At 69.3% G+C, this 15588-nt stretch carries 16 protein-coding genes; all 16 read left to right on the top strand.

Annotated elements, in window-relative coordinates; all coding sequences use genetic code 11:
* The first annotated feature begins 91 nt into the window (after positions 1-91).
* The 16 genes from I3F54_RS24940 to atpD all read left to right on the top strand — a co-directional run bounded on the left by I3F54_RS24940 (position 92) and on the right by atpD (position 15563).
* Entirely contained in the window at positions 92-1216 is a 1125-nt protein-coding gene (locus I3F54_RS24940; RefSeq protein ID WP_240121149.1) for an LCP family protein, read from the top strand.
* Positions 1217-1338: 122 nt separating this feature from the next.
* Complete coding sequence (gene rpmE, locus I3F54_RS24935) at positions 1339-1563, top strand: 50S ribosomal protein L31 (protein ID WP_019326867.1); 225 nt, start codon at positions 1339-1341, stop codon at positions 1561-1563.
* Positions 1564-1670: 107 nt separating this feature from the next.
* Positions 1671-2738 (top strand): peptide chain release factor 1, encoded by a 1068-nt coding sequence (prfA, locus tag I3F54_RS24930; protein WP_240121148.1) that lies wholly within the window; start codon positions 1671-1673, stop codon positions 2736-2738.
* Positions 2739-2769: 31 nt separating this feature from the next.
* Positions 2770-3615 (top strand): peptide chain release factor N(5)-glutamine methyltransferase, encoded by an 846-nt coding sequence (gene prmC, locus I3F54_RS24925; RefSeq protein WP_240121147.1) that lies wholly within the window; start codon positions 2770-2772, stop codon positions 3613-3615.
* A 52-nt stretch (positions 3616-3667) separates the two neighbouring features.
* Positions 3668-4315 carry an L-threonylcarbamoyladenylate synthase gene (locus I3F54_RS24920; RefSeq protein ID WP_240121146.1) on the top strand — a complete coding sequence of 216 codons (648 nt, stop codon included), beginning with the start codon at positions 3668-3670 and terminating at the stop codon, positions 4313-4315.
* Positions 4312-4989: a protein-tyrosine-phosphatase gene (locus tag I3F54_RS24915; RefSeq protein WP_240121145.1), complete on the top strand. Its 678-nt coding sequence runs from the start codon at positions 4312-4314 to the stop codon at positions 4987-4989. The genes I3F54_RS24920 and I3F54_RS24915 overlap by 4 nt, the downstream gene beginning before the upstream one ends.
* A gap of 217 nt (positions 4990-5206) precedes the next feature.
* Positions 5207-6451 carry a serine hydroxymethyltransferase gene (gene glyA, locus I3F54_RS24910; RefSeq protein ID WP_240121144.1) on the top strand — a complete coding sequence of 415 codons (1245 nt, stop codon included), beginning with the start codon at positions 5207-5209 and terminating at the stop codon, positions 6449-6451.
* Between the two features lie 161 nt (positions 6452-6612).
* Complete coding sequence (locus I3F54_RS24905) at positions 6613-7944, top strand: MraY family glycosyltransferase (protein WP_240121143.1); 1332 nt, start codon at positions 6613-6615, stop codon at positions 7942-7944.
* Positions 7945-8243: 299 nt separating this feature from the next.
* The gene (locus tag I3F54_RS24900) at positions 8244-8681 is read left to right on the top strand and encodes a hypothetical protein (protein ID WP_240121142.1); all 438 of its coding nucleotides are present in this window, start codon (positions 8244-8246) and stop codon (positions 8679-8681) included.
* A 273-nt stretch (positions 8682-8954) separates the two neighbouring features.
* The gene (atpB, locus tag I3F54_RS24895) at positions 8955-9725 is read left to right on the top strand and encodes a F0F1 ATP synthase subunit A (protein WP_240121160.1); all 771 of its coding nucleotides are present in this window, start codon (positions 8955-8957) and stop codon (positions 9723-9725) included.
* 66 nt (positions 9726-9791) lie between these two features.
* The gene (atpE, locus tag I3F54_RS24890) at positions 9792-10028 is read left to right on the top strand and encodes an ATP synthase F0 subunit C (RefSeq protein WP_240121141.1); all 237 of its coding nucleotides are present in this window, start codon (positions 9792-9794) and stop codon (positions 10026-10028) included.
* A gap of 40 nt (positions 10029-10068) precedes the next feature.
* Complete coding sequence (locus tag I3F54_RS24885; RefSeq protein ID WP_240121140.1) at positions 10069-10626, top strand: F0F1 ATP synthase subunit B; 558 nt, start codon at positions 10069-10071, stop codon at positions 10624-10626.
* A complete protein-coding gene (locus tag I3F54_RS24880; RefSeq protein WP_240121139.1) occupies positions 10623-11438 on the top strand; it encodes a F0F1 ATP synthase subunit delta in 816 nt (271 codons plus the stop codon). Before I3F54_RS24885 ends, I3F54_RS24880 begins: the two co-directional genes overlap by 4 nt.
* A gap of 148 nt (positions 11439-11586) precedes the next feature.
* On the top strand, positions 11587-13176 hold the full coding sequence (gene atpA / locus I3F54_RS24875; protein ID WP_240121138.1) for a F0F1 ATP synthase subunit alpha: 1590 nt from the start codon (positions 11587-11589) through the stop codon (positions 13174-13176).
* 21 nt (positions 13177-13197) lie between these two features.
* On the top strand, positions 13198-14115 hold the full coding sequence (locus tag I3F54_RS24870) for a F0F1 ATP synthase subunit gamma (RefSeq protein WP_240121137.1): 918 nt from the start codon (positions 13198-13200) through the stop codon (positions 14113-14115).
* A complete protein-coding gene (gene atpD / locus I3F54_RS24865) occupies positions 14115-15563 on the top strand; it encodes a F0F1 ATP synthase subunit beta (protein WP_240121136.1) in 1449 nt (482 codons plus the stop codon). Before I3F54_RS24870 ends, atpD begins: the two co-directional genes overlap by 1 nt.
* The last annotated feature ends 25 nt before the right edge of the window (positions 15564-15588 follow it).

Genomic DNA, 15588 nt, shown 5'->3' with positions numbered 1-15588 from the left:
CAGGGGACATGTCGCGCTGTGCAACCCTATGCACGGAAAGCTCGTCTGACCGAACGGAGTGATGATGGAGACGTAGAGAGCTGAGGTGCGCATGACCGCCGATCGCACGCCGGAGTCCGGCATACGACACCGCGCCGGGGGCCGCCGGCGCAGGCCCCACCGGCACGGCAGGGCGCTGCGCGTCGCGGTCTGGACCGCCGCGGGCATCGTGGTCCTGGGCGGTACCGGCATCGGCTACGTCTACTTCAAGCTCAACGGCAACATCAGGAGCGTCGACATCAACCAGGCCCTCGGCACCGGCCGGCCGGACCGGGCCGGCAACGGCTCCGAGAACATCCTGGTGCTCGGCTCCGACAGCCGCTCCGGAGGCAACAGGAAGCTGGGCGGCGGTGCCGACGACGGCAGCGCCCGCTCCGACACGGCGATGATCGTCCACGTCTACCGGGGGCACCGGACGGCCGCCGTCGTCTCGCTCCCGCGCGACACCCTCGTCGACCGCCCCGCCTGCACCGACGACCGCGGCACCACCCACCCGGCCGCCGCCGGCGCGATGTTCAACTCCGCCTACGCCACCGGCGGCGCCGCCTGCGCCGTCAAGACGGTCGAGGCCCTGACCGGCCTGCGCATGGACCACTACCTGGAGGTCGACTTCAGCGGCTTCCAGAAGCTGATCGACAAGCTCGGCGGCGTGACGGTCACCACCAGCGAGGACATCGACGACCCCAAGAGCCACCTCAGGCTCAAGGCCGGCACCCACCGGCTCGACGGTGAGCAGGCCCTGGGCCTGGTCCGTACCCGGCACGGCGTCGGCGACGGCTCCGACCTGGGACGCATCCAGCTCCAGCAGGCCTTCGTGAAGGCGCTCGTCGACCGGATCCGGCACGTCGGCGTCCTCACCAGCCCCAAGAAGCTCTACGACCTCGCCGACACCGTGACCCGGGCCGTGACCACCGACTCCGACCTCGGCTCGGTGAACTCCCTGATGTCCTTCGCGGGCGGCCTGAAGGGCATCGGTGCCTCCGGGATGCACATGGTGACCCTGCCGGTGCGGTACGACCCGGCCGACCCCAACCGCGTCGTCGTCGCCGAGTCCAAGGCCCGGCAGGTCTTCACGGCCCTGAGGAACGACCGGCCGATCCCCGCCACGGCGACCGAGGGGACCGCCACCGGCGAGGCCCAGGGCGTGGTGACCCCGGCCGCCACCCCGGGGGAATAGATCACGCGGGCCCCCGGTTTGGGGAGAAGGCGCCAGTCCTGGCAGACTGGTACGTCGGCTCCGGTTCACGCCCCCGCATCCCGCGGCTGCGACCCGGCGCCCTCCCGAACCTAGGAGACACCTTGAAGCGCGACATCCACCCCGAGTACGTCGAGACCCAGGTCAGCTGCACCTGCGGTGCGTCGTTCACCACCCGCAGCACCATCGAGTCCGGCACCATCCGGGCCGAGGTCTGCTCCGAGTGCCACCCGTTCTACACGGGCAAGCAGAAGATCCTCGACACCGGTGGCCGTGTGGCCCGCTTCGAGGCCCGCTTCGGCAAGGCTGCCGCCGGCTCCAAGAAGTAGCGAGCCCCATTTCGCCGGTCCACGGCAGCACGCCCCGCACGGCGTGCGCCGGGACCGGCGTTTTTGGTCGCCCGCCCTTCCCTTCGTCCGCAGTACAGGAGCCCAAGATGTTCGAGGCCGTCGAGGAACTCGTCGCCGAGCACGCCGACCTGGAGAAGAAGCTCGCCGATCCGTCGGTCCACGCCGACCAGGCGGGTGCGCGCCGGCTCAACAAGCGCTACGCCGAGCTCACCCCGATCGTCACCACGTACCGCTCCTGGAAGCAGACCGGCGACGACATCGACACCGCGCGCGAACTGGCCGCCGACGACCCCGATTTCGCCGCCGAGGTCAAGGATCTGGAGAAGCAGCGCGAGGAGCTCACCGAGAAGCTGCGCCTGCTGCTGGTCCCGCGCGACCCCAGCGACGACAAGGACGTGATCCTCGAGATCAAGGCCGGCGCCGGCGGTGACGAGTCGGCCCTCTTCGCGGGTGACCTGCTGCGCATGTACCTGCGCTACGCCGAGCGCGTGGGCTGGAAGACCGAGATCATCGACGCCACCGAGTCCGAGCTGGGCGGCTACAAGGACGTCCAGGTCGCGGTGAAGTCCCGCGGGCAGATCGAGCCCGGCCAGGGCGTGTGGGCGCGCCTGAAGTACGAGGGCGGTGTGCACCGCGTGCAGCGCGTTCCGGCCACCGAGTCCCAGGGCCGCATCCACACCTCCGCCGCCGGCGTGCTCGTCACCCCGGAGGCCGAGGAGGTCGACGTCGAGATCAACCCCAACGACCTCCGCATCGACGTCTACCGTTCCTCCGGTCCCGGCGGCCAGTCCGTCAACACCACCGACTCCGCCGTCCGGATCACGCACCTGCCCACCGGAGTCGTCGCCTCCTGCCAGAACGAGAAGAGCCAGCTGCAGAACAAGGAGCAGGCTCTGCGTATCCTGCGCTCCAGGCTGCTCGCCATGGCGCAGGAGGAGGCGGAGAAGGAGGCCGCCGACGCCCGCCGCAGCCAGGTCCGCACCGTCGACCGCTCCGAGAAGATCCGCACCTACAACTTCCCGGAGAACCGCATCTCGGACCACCGCGTCGGCTTCAAGGCGTACAACCTCGACCAGGTCCTGGACGGCGACCTCGCCGCGGTGATCCAGGCCTGTGTCGACGCGGACGCGGCGGCGAAGCTCGCAGCCGCGTAAGGCACGGACGACCGAGTACCGGAGGACTTGCGTGAACCTGCTGCTCGCAGAGGTGGCCCAGGCCACCCAGCGGCTGGCCGACGCCGGCGTGCCCTCGCCGCGCACCGACGCGGAGGAGCTCGCCGCGTTCGTGCACGGCGTGAAGCGGGGCGAGTTGCACTCCGTGCGGGACTCCGACTTCGACGCCCGCTACTGGGAGGTCATCGCCCGGCGTGAGCAGCGCGAGCCGCTGCAGCACATCACCGGGCGGGCCTTCTTCCGGTACCTGGAGCTCCAGGTCGGCCCCGGCGTGTTCGTGCCCCGCCCGGAGACCGAGTCGGTCGTCGGCTGGGCCATAGACGCCGTGCGCGCCATGGACGTCGTGGAGCCGTGCATCGTGGACCTGTGCACGGGCTCCGGTGCCATCGCGCTCGCCCTGGCCCAGGAGGTGCCCCGTTCGCGGGTGCACGCCGTCGAGCTGTCCGACGAGGCCCTCCACTGGACCCGCAAGAACATGGAGGGCTCCCGGGTCGAGCTGCGCCAGGGCGACGCCCGCACCGCCTTCCCGGACCTCGACGGCCAGGTCGACCTGGTCGTCTCCAACCCGCCGTACATCCCGCTCACCGAGTGGGAGTACGTCGCTCCGGAGGCCCGGGACTACGACCCCGATGTGGCGCTCTTCTCCGGCGAGGACGGCCTCGACCTCATCCGTGGCCTGGAACGCACCGCGCACCGCCTGCTGCGGCCCGGCGGCATCGTCGTGATCGAGCACGCCGACACCCAGGGCGGTCAGGTGCCGTGGATCTTCACCGAGGAGAAGGGCTGGGCCGACGCGGCCGACCACCCCGACCTCAACAACCGACCCCGGTTCGCGACCGCCCGCAGGGCGCTGCCGTGACCCCTCACCCGACTTCGACCCCGCAGTACGTGTACGAGGAGGCCCGCTAGTTATGGCACGGCGATACGACACCAACGACGCGACCGACCGCGTGACCGGTCTGCGCGAGGCCGCGTCCGCCGTCCGCCGTGGCGAGCTCGTGGTGCTGCCCACGGACACGGTGTACGGCATCGGCGCCGACGCCTTCTCCCAGGAGGCCGTGGGCGATCTGCTCCAGGCCAAGGGCCGCGGCCGGAACATGCCCACGCCCGTCCTCATCGGCTCCCCGAACACGCTCCACGGCCTGGTCACGGACTTCTCCGAGCTGGCCTGGGAGCTGGTCGACGCCTTCTGGCCGGGTGCGCTGACCCTGGTCGCCCGGCACCAGCCGTCGCTGACCTGGGACCTGGGCGAGACCCGCGGCACGGTTGCCGTGCGCATGCCGCTGCACCCGGTCGCCATCGAGCTGCTCACGGAGGTCGGCCCGATGGCCGTCTCCTCCGCGAACCTCACCGGCCACCCGGCGCCGGAGAACTGCGACGCCGCCCAGGAGATGCTCGGCGACTCCGTCTCCGTCTACCTCGACGGCGGGCCGACCCCGGGCAACGTCCCCTCCTCCATCGTCGACGTCACCCGCGAGGTGCCGATGCTGCTGCGCGAGGGCGCCCTGTCCGCCGAGGAGTTGCGCAAGGTCGTGCCCGACCTCGAGGTGGCGAATTGACGGCCCCCGATGTGGGGCGTGGCATAGGCGGCGGGGAGAGCACCGCGGAGGAGACGACGACCTTCGGATCTCCGCGGGACACCTTCCGCATCCTCCACGTCAGTACCGGAAACGTGTGCCGCTCGCCCATCACCGAGCGGCTCAACCGCCATTTCGTGACCGAGCGGCTGGGCATCCTGGGCGGCGGTCTCGTCGTGGAGAGCGCGGGTACCTGGGGCCATGAGGGCGCGCCCATGGAGTCGCACGCGGAGACCGTCCTCGCGGAGTTCGGCGCCGACGCCTCCGGCTTCGTGGGGCGGGAGCTGCTCGACGAGCACGTCATATGCGCCGACCTCGTTCTGACCGCCACCCGCGACCACCGGGCCCAGGTCATCTCCATGGGCCACTCGGCGGGGCTGCGCACCTTCACCCTGAAGGAGTTCACCCGGCTGGTGAGGGCGATAGATCCGGCCACCCTGCCCCCGCTGGAGGACGGCCTGGTCGCGCGCGCCCGCGCCCTGGTCCGCGCCGCCGCCGCGCTCCGCGGGTGGCTGCTGGCCCCCACGGCCGAGGCCGACGAGGTGTACGACCCCTACGGTGCGCCGCTGACCTTCTTCCGCTCGATAGGCGAGGAGATCCACGAGGCGCTGGACCCGGTCGTCACGGCCCTGACGGGGGTGGCGACCCGGGCGTGAGCACGCCCCGGGCCCGTCGGCGCCGCGGCGCCGGTGCCCGGCCGCACGGCCCGAGCCACCGGGACGCACGGACCCCGGCCCACGACTCCCTGCCGGCCCGCCCTCCGGGCACGGCGGGGTCCTCGACGCACCCGGGCGGACGCAGGCACCGCGCACCCCACGGACCCCGGGCCTACATTGGACGTACGTCACCGTCGACGCACGCCCGGAGCCCACCATGTCGGTCACCCGCACCCCCGGCGCCGAGGCCGACGTCCTGCGCGGGCAGGACCCCGAACTCGCCGACATCCTGCTCGGCGAGCGCCGGCGTCAGTCGACGACGCTCCAGCTGATCGCCGCGGAGAACTTCACGTCACCGGCCGTGCTCGCGGCGCTCGGCTCGCCGCTCGCCAACAAGTACGCCGAGGGGTACCCGGGCGCCCGCCACCACGGCGGCTGCGAGATCGTCGACGTCGCCGAGCGCCTCGCCGTCGACCGGGCGAAGGCCCTGTTCGGGGCCGCCCACGCCAACGTCCAGCCGCACTCGGGGTCCTCCGCCGTGCTCGCCGCGTACGCCGCACTGCTGTGCCCCGGCGACACCGTCCTCGCCCTCGGGCTGCCGTACGGCGGGCACCTCACCCACGGGTCGCCCGCCAACTTCTCCGGCCGCTGGTTCGACTTCGTCGGCTACGGGGTCGACGCGGAGACCGGGCTCATCGACCACGACCAGGTCCGCACCCTCGCCCGCACCCACCGCCCCAAGGCGATCGTCTGCGGATCCATCGCCTACCCCCGCCACATCGACCACGCCTTCTTCCGCGAGGTCGCCGACGAGAGCGGGGCGTATCTCATCGCGGACGCCGCGCACCCCATCGGACTGGTGGCCGGGGGAGCGGCACCGAACCCGGTGCCGTACGCCGACATCGTCTGCGCCACGACGCACAAGGTGCTGCGCGGTCCGCGCGGCGGGATGATCCTGTGCGGCGAGGAACTGGCCGAGCGGGTCGACCGGGCCGTGTTCCCCTTCACCCAGGGTGGCGCCCAGATGCACACGATCGCCGCCAAGGCCGTCGCCTTCGGCGAGGCGGCGACTTGGGCGTTCGCCACGTACGCCCATCGGGTGGTCGCCAACGCGAAGGTCCTCGCCGCCGCTCTGGCGGCCGAGGGACTGGTCGTCACCACCGGCGGCACCGACACCCATCTGATCACCGCCGACCCGGCACCTCTCGGCCCGGACGGTCGCACCGCCCGCGGACTGCTCGCCGCAGCCGGCCTGGTCATGGACTGCTGCGCGCTGCCGCACGGCACCGCGCGCGGACTGCGCCTGGGCACCGCGGCACTGACCACCCAGGGCATGGGGGAGGAGGAGATGACCTCGGTCGCCGCGCTGCTCGCGGGCGTGCTGCGCGGCGAGATCGACAGCTGGCAGGCCCGCGCGGCGGCGCGCGGGCTGGCGGAGCGTTTCCCGCCGTATCCCGGGTGAGCGGAGGCGGGCGGACCCCGGCGCGCGGGGCCCGCCGAGCGTGCACAGGCTCCCGTGCAACCATCGTCGCTACCCGGAAGTCCCTCACCATATGCGTCCCCTGTGCGCGCAGTCGCTAGGGTGTGGGGCTGATATGGCCAGCGAGACCTGTGGGGAAGCCCGTGCGTGAATACCTGCTGACGCTCTGCGTCACGGCCGCGGTGACGTATCTGCTGACAGGGCCGGTACGGAAGTTCGCGATCGTGGCCGGAGCGATGCCGGAGATCCGGGCGCGTGACGTGCACCGGGAACCCACTCCGCGGCTCGGCGGGATCGCGATGTTCTTCGGCCTGTGCGCGGGCCTGCTGGTCGCCGACCACCTCACCAACCTCAACGAGGTCTTCGAGAAGTCCAACGAACCCCGCGCCCTGCTGTCGGGTGCCGCGTTGATCTGGCTGATCGGGGTCCTGGACGACAAGTTCGAGATCGACGCGCTGATCAAGCTGGGCGGGCAGATGATCGCCGCCGGCGTGATGGTGGTGCAGGGTCTGACGATCCTGTGGCTGCCCATCCCGGGTGTGGGCACCGTCGCGCTGACGCAGTGGCAGGGCACACTGCTGACGGTCGCGCTGGTCGTCATCACGATCAACGCGGTGAACTTCGTGGACGGTCTCGACGGCCTCGCGGCCGGAATGGTGTGCATCGCGGCGGCGGCGTTCTTCATGTACGCCTACCGCATCTGGTACGGCTACAACATCGAGGAAGCCGCCCCGGCGACGCTGTTCGCCGCGGTCCTGATGGGCATGTGCCTGGGCTTCCTGCCGCACAACATGCATCCCGCGCGCATCTTCATGGGCGACTCGGGCTCGATGCTCATCGGGCTCGTGCTGGCCGCCGGAGCCATCTCGGTCACCGGCCAGATCGATCCGGACGTGATGAAGCTGTTCTCCGGGTCCGAGCGGAACTCCGTGCACCAGATGGTGCCGGTCTACATCCCGCTGGTGATGCCGCTCACCATCATCGCCATCCCGGCGGCCGACCTGATCCTGGCGATCGTCCGGCGCACCTGGCGCGGTCAGTCGCCGTTCGCGGCGGACCGGGGGCACCTGCACCACCGCCTGCTGGAGATCGGCCACTCGCACAGCCGCGCGGTACTGATCATGTACTTCTGGTCGGCGCTGATCGCCTTCGGCGCGCTGGGTTACTCGGTGAGTTCCGCCTCGATGTGGATCGTGCTCGGCATCGTCGTCCTCAGCGCCATCGGACTGCTGCTGCTCCTGCTGCCGCGCTTCAGGCCGCGCGCACCGCGCTGGGCGGAGCGTTTCGTGCCGCCGCGGTACCGGCGGCGCCGCAGGGCGGCCGAACCGGCCGGCGCCGCCGTGTCCGCCGACGCCCCGGCCGGGGAGGAGAACCGGGCTCCGGTCGCGGCCGGAACGGGCACGGTCAACGGAGCGACCGCTCTCGGCGCCCGATCGCGTGTCCTGGACCGGGGTAAAGCGGGAACGTCACGCTGACGGCAAGGTAAGAATCTGACGAGAGCATTGCCAACTCGTGGGGGAGCAAAGGCCCCCAATATCAGACAAACAGGCGCTGTTTCTGCACAGACGCGCAGCTTCACTCTCATGTGTGACACCGAGCACACCCAGCAGGTAAAGACTGCATCAAATAGTTTGTGATACCGTTCACGAGAACCCGGACAGAGCCGAGGGACCGTGGTGCGACGGCCCCTGGGCCGTGAGGTCTCCACCACTCCGACCGGGACTACGCTCGTCCATGACGACACCCTGCCCCCTGTGAAAGCGGAGTTGCCGCCATGCCGTCCAATGACGCCCGGAACCTTCTGCAGTGCGCCGTACCCACGGCCGCTGCCGGTGTGGTCGCCGTCGCCGTCAGCGGTGCGGTGGCCGGAGGCAAGGGTGCGTTGGGAGCCGCCGTCGGCGCACTGCTCGCGATCCTTTTCATGGGGATCGGCCTCTACGTTCTGCAGTGGACGGCAAAAACGCTCCCGCAGCTGTTCCAGGCCATGGGGCTGTTGCTCTATGTCGCCCAACTCCTGCTGCTCCTGATCTTCGTCGCCGTCTTCAAGGACACCTCACTCTTCAACGCCAAGGCATTCGCGGTCTCGCTGGTCGTCGCGACCGTGGTGTGGATGGCCGCGCAGGCCCGGGCGCACATGAAGGCAAAGCTCTTCTACGTCGACCCGGACTCCGCCAAGAGTGACAAGTCCGAGAAGTCGGGGCCGTCGTCGTGAGGGGTAGGGGCGGGATAAGTGCCTGTGAGATCTCCTGCTATCGTCCGGTGCCAACTGCGGCATCGCGGGCGCGGGCATCCGAACTGACGCCTGCTCGAACGCGAGGCTCGATGCCCTCCAGCCGCCCCCACATCCGTTACACCAGTCCGGTGCCGATCCGCGGCCGTGTGCCGCGCCGACACAACGAGGTTGCCGTACCCATGCGTCACGCCGAAGGAGCCCGCGGTGAGTGCTGACCAGACCCAGCTCGCCTTCGACTGGAGTTGCCGGATCATGTCCGACAACGGGTGTGGCTTCCCGGCTCCGGGCCTGCACTCGTTCCTGTTCCAGCCGCTGTTCACGGTCGGCGGGTATGAATTCAACAAGGTGATGCTGCTCGCGCTCGTCACCACCGCTCTCGTCGTCGCCTTCTTCTGGGCCGCGTTCGGCAAGGCCAAGGTCGTGCCGGGCAAGCTGCAGATGGTCGGCGAGGCCGGTTACGACTTCGTGCGCCGCGGCATCGTCTACGAGACCCTCGGCAAGCGGGAGGGCGAGAAGTACGTCCCGTTCATGGTCTCGCTGTTCTTCTTCATCTGGATCATGAACGTCTGGTCCGTGATCCCGCTGGCCCAGTTCCCGGTCTCGTCGATCATCGCCTACCCGATGGTCCTCGCGGTGATCGTCTACCTCACGTGGGTCTCCCTGACCTTCAAGCGGCACGGCTTCGTCGGCTTCTTCAAGAACGTCACGGGCTACGACAAGTCGCTCGGCGCGGTGCTGCCGCTGGTGATGGTCATCGAGTTCTTCTCGAACCTGATCGTCCGCCCGTTCACGCACGCGGTGCGACTGTTCGCCAACATGTTCGCCGGTCACCTGATGCTGGTGATGTTCACCGTCGCCTCCTGGTACCTGCTGAACAGCTGGATGATCCCGGCCGCCGGTGTCTCCTTCGTGATGACGACCGCCATGATCGTCTTCGAACTCTTCGTCCAGGCCGTCCAGGCGTACGTCTTCGTCCTGCTGGCCTGCTCCTACATTCAGGGCGCTCTCGCCGAGCACCACTGAGCCCTCACCCCCCGAATCGTCCGGTGGCCAACCCCCACCGGTCCGTAAAGAAAAGGAAGAATCAGCATGGCTGCCACTGAGACCCTCGCCGCTGTCTCCGGTTCCATTGGCTCCGTCGGTTACGGCCTCGCGGCCATCGGCCCCGGCATCGGCGTCGGCATCATCTTCGGCAACGGCACCCAGGCCCTCGCCCGCCAGCCTGAGGCCGCCGGCCTGATCCGCGCCAACCAGATCCTCGGCTTCGCCTTCTGCGAGGCGCTCGCCCTCATCGGCATCGTCATGCCGTTCGTGTTCGGTAAGTAGTCCACTTTCTTACTGACACGCATCGACGAAAGGCACTGATGTGATCGCCAACCTGGTACAGCTGGCGGCCGAGGAAGAGCAGAACCCGCTCATTCCTCCGGGCCCCGAGCTGCTCGTCGGCACCATCGCCTTCGCCATCGTGTTCTTCTTCTTCTGGAAGAAGCTGCTTCCGAACATCAACAAGGTTCTGGAGGAGCGCCGAGCGGCGATCGAAGGCGGTATCGAAGAGGCCGAGGCCATGAAGGTCGAGGCCCAGAGCGTGCTTGAGCAGTACAAGGCTCAGCTCGCCGAGGCCCGGCACGAGGCCGCGCGTCTGCGCCAGGAGGCGCAGGAGCAGGGTGCCACGCTCATCGCCGAGATGCGGGCCGAGGGCCAGCGGCAGCGCGAGGAGATCGTCGCCGCCGGTCACGCCCAGATCGAGGCCGACCGCAAGGCCGCGGCGTCCTCGCTGCGTCAGGACGTCGGCAAGCTCGCCACCGACCTGGCCGGCAAGCTCGTCGGTGAGTCCCTTGAGGACCACGCCCGCCAGAGCCGCGTCATCGACCGCTTCCTCGACGAGATCGAGGACAAGGCGACGAAGGCCGAGGCCGCGCGATGAACGGAGCGAGCCGCGAGGCACTGGCAGCCGCCCGTGAGCGTCTCGACGCCCTCACGGACAACACGGCAGCCGACGCGGCGCAGCTCGCCGACGAGCTGGCGGCCGTCACCGCGCTGCTCGACCGCGAGGTGTCGCTGCGCCGGGTCCTGACCGACCCGGCGCAGGCCGGCGAGGCCAAGGCCGAGCTGGTCCAGCGCCTGCTCGGCACCCAGGTCGGCGGTCCGACCGCCGATCTGGTGGCCGGAATGGTCCGCTCCCGCTGGTCGCAGTCCCGCGACCTGGTGGACGCGCTGGAGGAGCTGGCGAGCACCGCCGACTTCACCGCCGCGCAGAAGAGGGGCACGCTCGACGATGTCGAGGACGAGCTGTTCCGGTTCGGCCGGATCGTCTCCTCCTCCACCGAGCTGCGCGCCGCCCTCACCGACCGCAAGGCCGGCACCGCGGCCAAGAAGGAGCTGCTGCGCACCCTTCTCGGCGGCAAGGCCAAGCCGACCACCGAGCGTCTGGTCACGCGCCTCGTGACCGCGCCGCGGGGACGTAGCCTGGAGGCAGGACTCGAGTCCCTGTCGAAGCTGGCGGCCGAGCGCCGGGACCGCATGGTCGCCGTCGTCACCTCGGCGGTGCCGCTGAGCGACACGCAGAAGCAGCGTCTGGGCGCGGCCCTGGCGAAGCTCTACGGCCGCCGGATGCACCTCAACCTCGACGTGGACCCGGAGGTCCTCGGCGGGATCCGCGTGCAGGTCGGCGACGAGGTCATCAACGGCTCCCTCGCGGACCGCATCGCGGACGCCGAGCGCCGGATGGCGAGCTGACCGCTTCGCGTGAGGCACGGCAACTGAACACGCAGTACGTACTTACGGCCCTGGTTGGGCCGTGCAGAGGATTCACCTCCTGATGGGGGGTGTCCCCCATACCCCCCAAGTGAAACTTCGGGCCCAACAAGGAGAGCAGGGAACCCAGATGGCGGAGCTCACGATCCGGCCGGAGGAGATCCGGGACGCACTGGAGACCTTCGTCCAGTCGTACAAGCCGGACGCGGCCTCGCGCGAGGAGGTCGGTACGGTCACCCTTGCCGGCGACGGCATCGCGAAGGTCGAGGGTCTCCCCTCGGCCATGGCCAACGAACTGCTGAAGTTCGAGGACGGCACCCTCGGCCTCGCCCTCAACCTCGAGGAGCGCGAGATCGGTGCGATCGTCCTCGGTGAGTTCAGCGGCATCGAGGAGGGGCAGCCGGTCACCCGCACCGGCGAGGTTCTCTCCGTGGCCGTCGGCGAGGGCTACCTCGGCCGCGTCGTCGACCCGCTCGGCAACCCGATCGACGGCCTCGGCGAGATCGAGACCAGCGGCCGTCGCGCCCTTGAACTGCAGGCTCCCACGGTCATGCAGCGCAAGTCGGTGCACGAGCCGATGGAGACCGGCTACAAGGCCGTCGACGCGATGACCCCGATCGGCCGTGGCCAGCGTCAGCTGGTCATCGGTGACCGCCAGACCGGCAAGACCGCCCTGGCCGTCGACACGATCATCAACCAGCGTGACAACTGGCGTACCGGCGACCCGAACAAGCAGGTCCGCTGCATCTACGTCGCCGTCGGCCAGAAGGGCTCCACCATCGCGTCGGTCCGCCGCGCTCTGGAGGAGAACGGCGCGCTGGAGTACACGACCATCGTCGCCGCCCCGGCGTCCGACCCGGCCGGCTTCAAGTACCTCGCCCCGTACACCGGCTCGGCCATCGGTCAGCAGTGGATGTACGAGGGCAAGCACGTCCTGATCATCTTCGACGACCTGTCGAAGCAGGCCGACGCCTACCGCGCCGTGTCGCTGCTGCTGCGCCGCCCGCCGGGCCGTGAGGCCTACCCGGGTGACGTCTTCTACCTGCACTCCCGTCTGCTGGAGCGCTGCGCCAAGCTCTCCGACGAGATGGGTGCCGGTTCGATGACCGGTCTGCCGATCGTCGAGACCAAGGCCAACGACGTCTCGGCGTTCATCCCGACCAACGTCATCTCCATCACCGACGGCCAGTGCTTCCTGGAGTCGGACCTGTTCAACGCCGGTCAGCGCCCCGCGCTGAACGTCGGTATCTCCGTCTCCCGCGTCGGTGGTTCCGCCCAGCACAAGGCGATGAAGCAGGTCTCGGGCCGTCTCCGCGTGGACCTGGCCCAGTTCCGTGAGCTGGAGGCGTTCGCCGCCTTCGGTTCCGACCTGGACGCCGCTTCGAAGTCGCAGCTGGAGCGCGGTCAGCGCATGGTCGAGCTGCTGAAGCAGGACCAGTACCAGCCGATGTCCACCGAGGACCAGGTCGTCTCCGTGTGGGCCGGCACCACCGGCAAGATGGACGATGTCCCCGTCGCCGACATCCGCCGCTTCGAGAAGGAGCTCCTGGAGTACCTGCACCGCAAGGAGCAGGGCCTCATGACCTCCATCAAGGAGGGCGGCAAGATGTCGGACGACACCCTCACCGCCGTCGCCGACGCGATCGCCGACTTCAAGAAGCAGTTCGAGACCTCGGACGGCAGGCTTCTCGGCGAGGACGCCCCGGCCGCCGCCAAGTGACGTAAGGAAGGGACCTGACTCATGGGAGCTCAGCTCCGGGTCTACAAGCGTCGCATCCGATCCGTCACCGCGACCAAGAAGATCACCAAGGCGATGGAGATGATCGCCGCCTCGCGCGTCGTCAAGGCGCAGCGCAAGGTGGCGGCCTCCACGCCGTACGCGACCGAGCTCACCCGCGCGGTCACGGCGGTGGGTACCGGCTCGAACACCCAGCACCCGCTGACCACGCAGGCCGACAAGGTCACCCGGTCCGCGGTGCTGCTGCTGACGAGCGACCGTGGTCTCGCCGGTGCCTTCAACTCCAACGCCATCAAGGCGGCGGAGCAGCTGACCCAGCGCCTGGAGCGCGAGGGCAAGCAGGTCGACACGTACATCGTCGGCCGGCGCGGTCTGGCCCACTACCACTTCCGTGAGCGCAAGGTCGCGGAGTCGTGGACGGGCTTCACGGACGAGCCGACGTACGCGGACGCCAAGAAGGTCGCGGCACCGCTCATCGAGGCCATCGAGAAGGACACGGCCGCCGGGGGCGTGGACGAGCTCCACATCGTCTTCACCGAGTTCGTCTCGATGATGACGCAGACGGCGCTCGGCGACCGCCTCCTGCCGCTCAGCCTCGAAGAGGTCGCCAGGGAAGCAGCCCCCCGGGGCGAGATCCTTCCGCTGTACGACTTCGAGCCCTCGGCGGAGGACGTCCTCGACGCCCTGCTGCCGCGCTACGTGGAGAGCCGCATCTACAACGCGCTGCTCCAGTCGGCCGCCTCCAAGCACGCCGCCACGCGGCGCGCGATGAAGTCGGCCACCGACAACGCCGGAGAGCTCATCGAGACCCTCTCCCGGCTTGCCAACGCGGCCCGCCAGGCCGAAATCACCCAGGAAATCAGCGAGATCGTCGGTGGCGCGAGCGCCCTGGCCGACGCGACCGCGGGGAGTGACAACTAATGACCACCACTGTTGAGCCGACCGCTCCTGCTGGCGTGGCCACTGGCCGCGTCGCGCGGGTCATCGGCCCGGTCGTCGACGTGGAGTTCCCCGTCGACGCGATGCCGGACATCTACAACGCCCTTCACGTCGACGTGGCCGACCCGGCCAACGCGGGCGAGAAGAAGACGCTGACCCTGGAGGTCGCCCAGCACCTGGGTGACGGCCTGGTCCGCACGATCTCCATGCAGCCGACCGACGGCCTGGTCCGCCAGGCCTCGGTCACCGACACGGGCACGGGCATCACCGTCCCGGTCGGCGACTTCACCAAGGGCAAGGTGTTCAACACCCTCGGTGAGGTGCTGAACGTCGACGAGTCCTACGAGGGCGAGCGCTGGTCCATCCACCGCAAGGCCCCGAACTTCGACGAGCTCGAGTCGAAGACCGAGATGTTCGAGACCGGCGTCAAGGTCATCGACCTTCTCACCCCGTACGTCAAGGGTGGAAAGATCGGTCTGTTCGGTGGTGCCGGCGTCGGCAAGACGGTGCTCATCCAGGAGATGATCTACCGCGTCGCCAACAACCACGACGGTGTCTCCGTGTTCGCCGGTGTCGGTGAGCGCACCCGTGAGGGCAACGACCTCATCGAGGAGATGTCGGACTCGGGCGTCATCGACAAGACCGCGCTGGTCTTCGGTCAGATGGACGAGCCCCCGGGCACCCGTCTGCGCGTCGCGCTGGCCGGCCTGACCATGGCCGAGTACTTCCGTGACGTCCAGAAGCAGGACGTGCTGTTCTTCATCGACAACATCTTCCGCTTCACGCAGGCCGGTTCCGAGGTCTCCACGCTGCTCGGCCGTATGCCGTCCGCGGTGGGTTACCAGCCGAACCTGGCCGACGAGATGGGTCTCCTCCAGGAGCGCATCACGTCGACCCGCGGTCACTCGATCACCTCGATGCAGGCGATCTACGTCCCCGCGGACGACCTGACCGACCCGGCCCCGGCCACCACCTTCGCCCACCTGGACGCGACGACGGTCCTCTCCCGTCCGATCTCCGAGAAGGGCATCTACCCGGCCGTGGACCCGCTGGACTCCACGTCCCGGATCCTGGACCCGCGTTACATCTCGCAGGACCACTACGGCGCGGCCATGCGCGTCAAGAACATCCTGCAGAAGTACAAGGACCTCCAGGACATCATCGCGATCCTCGGTATCGACGAGCTCGGCGAGGAGGACAAGCTCGTCGTCCACCGTGCCCGTCGCGTGGAGCGCTTCCTGTCCCAGAACACCCACGTCGCCAAGCAGTTCACCGGCGTGGACGGTTCGGACGTGCCGCTGGACGAGTCGATCGCCGCGTTCAACGCGATCTGCGACGGCGAGTTCGACCACTTCCCGGAGCAGGCGTTCTTCATGTGCGGTGGTCTTGAGGACCTGAAGCAGAACGCGAAGGAGCTCGGCGTCTCCTGACGCCGGGTGCCCGTGCGACCGGTGT

It is taken from the genome of Streptomyces sp. MUM 2J (assembly GCF_022414535.1).
In the GTDB taxonomy this organism is placed as follows: Bacteria; Actinomycetota; Actinomycetes; order Streptomycetales; family Streptomycetaceae; genus Streptomyces.
Note: the sequence above shows the minus strand (reverse complement) of the source record. Positions and strands in the feature narration are given on the sequence as shown.

What these genes read in the sequence shown, in the direction of transcription:
- I3F54_RS24940 (WP_240121149.1), top strand. Translation starts at nt 92, where the DNA reads ATGACCGCCGATCGCACGCCGGAGTCCGGCATACGACACCGCGCCGGG.
- prfA (WP_240121148.1), top strand. Translation starts at nt 1,671, where the DNA reads ATGTTCGAGGCCGTCGAGGAACTCGTCGCCGAGCACGCCGACCTGGAG.
- I3F54_RS24920 (WP_240121146.1), top strand. Translation starts at nt 3,668, where the DNA reads ATGGCACGGCGATACGACACCAACGACGCGACCGACCGCGTGACCGGT.
- glyA (WP_240121144.1), top strand. Translation starts at nt 5,207, where the DNA reads ATGTCGGTCACCCGCACCCCCGGCGCCGAGGCCGACGTCCTGCGCGGG.
- I3F54_RS24900 (WP_240121142.1), top strand. Translation starts at nt 8,244, where the DNA reads ATGCCGTCCAATGACGCCCGGAACCTTCTGCAGTGCGCCGTACCCACG.
- atpB (WP_240121160.1), top strand. Translation starts at nt 8,955, where the DNA reads ATGTCCGACAACGGGTGTGGCTTCCCGGCTCCGGGCCTGCACTCGTTC.
- atpE (WP_240121141.1), top strand. Translation starts at nt 9,792, where the DNA reads ATGGCTGCCACTGAGACCCTCGCCGCTGTCTCCGGTTCCATTGGCTCC.
- I3F54_RS24880 (WP_240121139.1), top strand. Translation starts at nt 10,623, where the DNA reads ATGAACGGAGCGAGCCGCGAGGCACTGGCAGCCGCCCGTGAGCGTCTC.
- atpA (WP_240121138.1), top strand. Translation starts at nt 11,587, where the DNA reads ATGGCGGAGCTCACGATCCGGCCGGAGGAGATCCGGGACGCACTGGAG.
- I3F54_RS24870 (WP_240121137.1), top strand. Translation starts at nt 13,198, where the DNA reads ATGGGAGCTCAGCTCCGGGTCTACAAGCGTCGCATCCGATCCGTCACC.
- atpD (WP_240121136.1), top strand. Translation starts at nt 14,115, where the DNA reads ATGACCACCACTGTTGAGCCGACCGCTCCTGCTGGCGTGGCCACTGGC.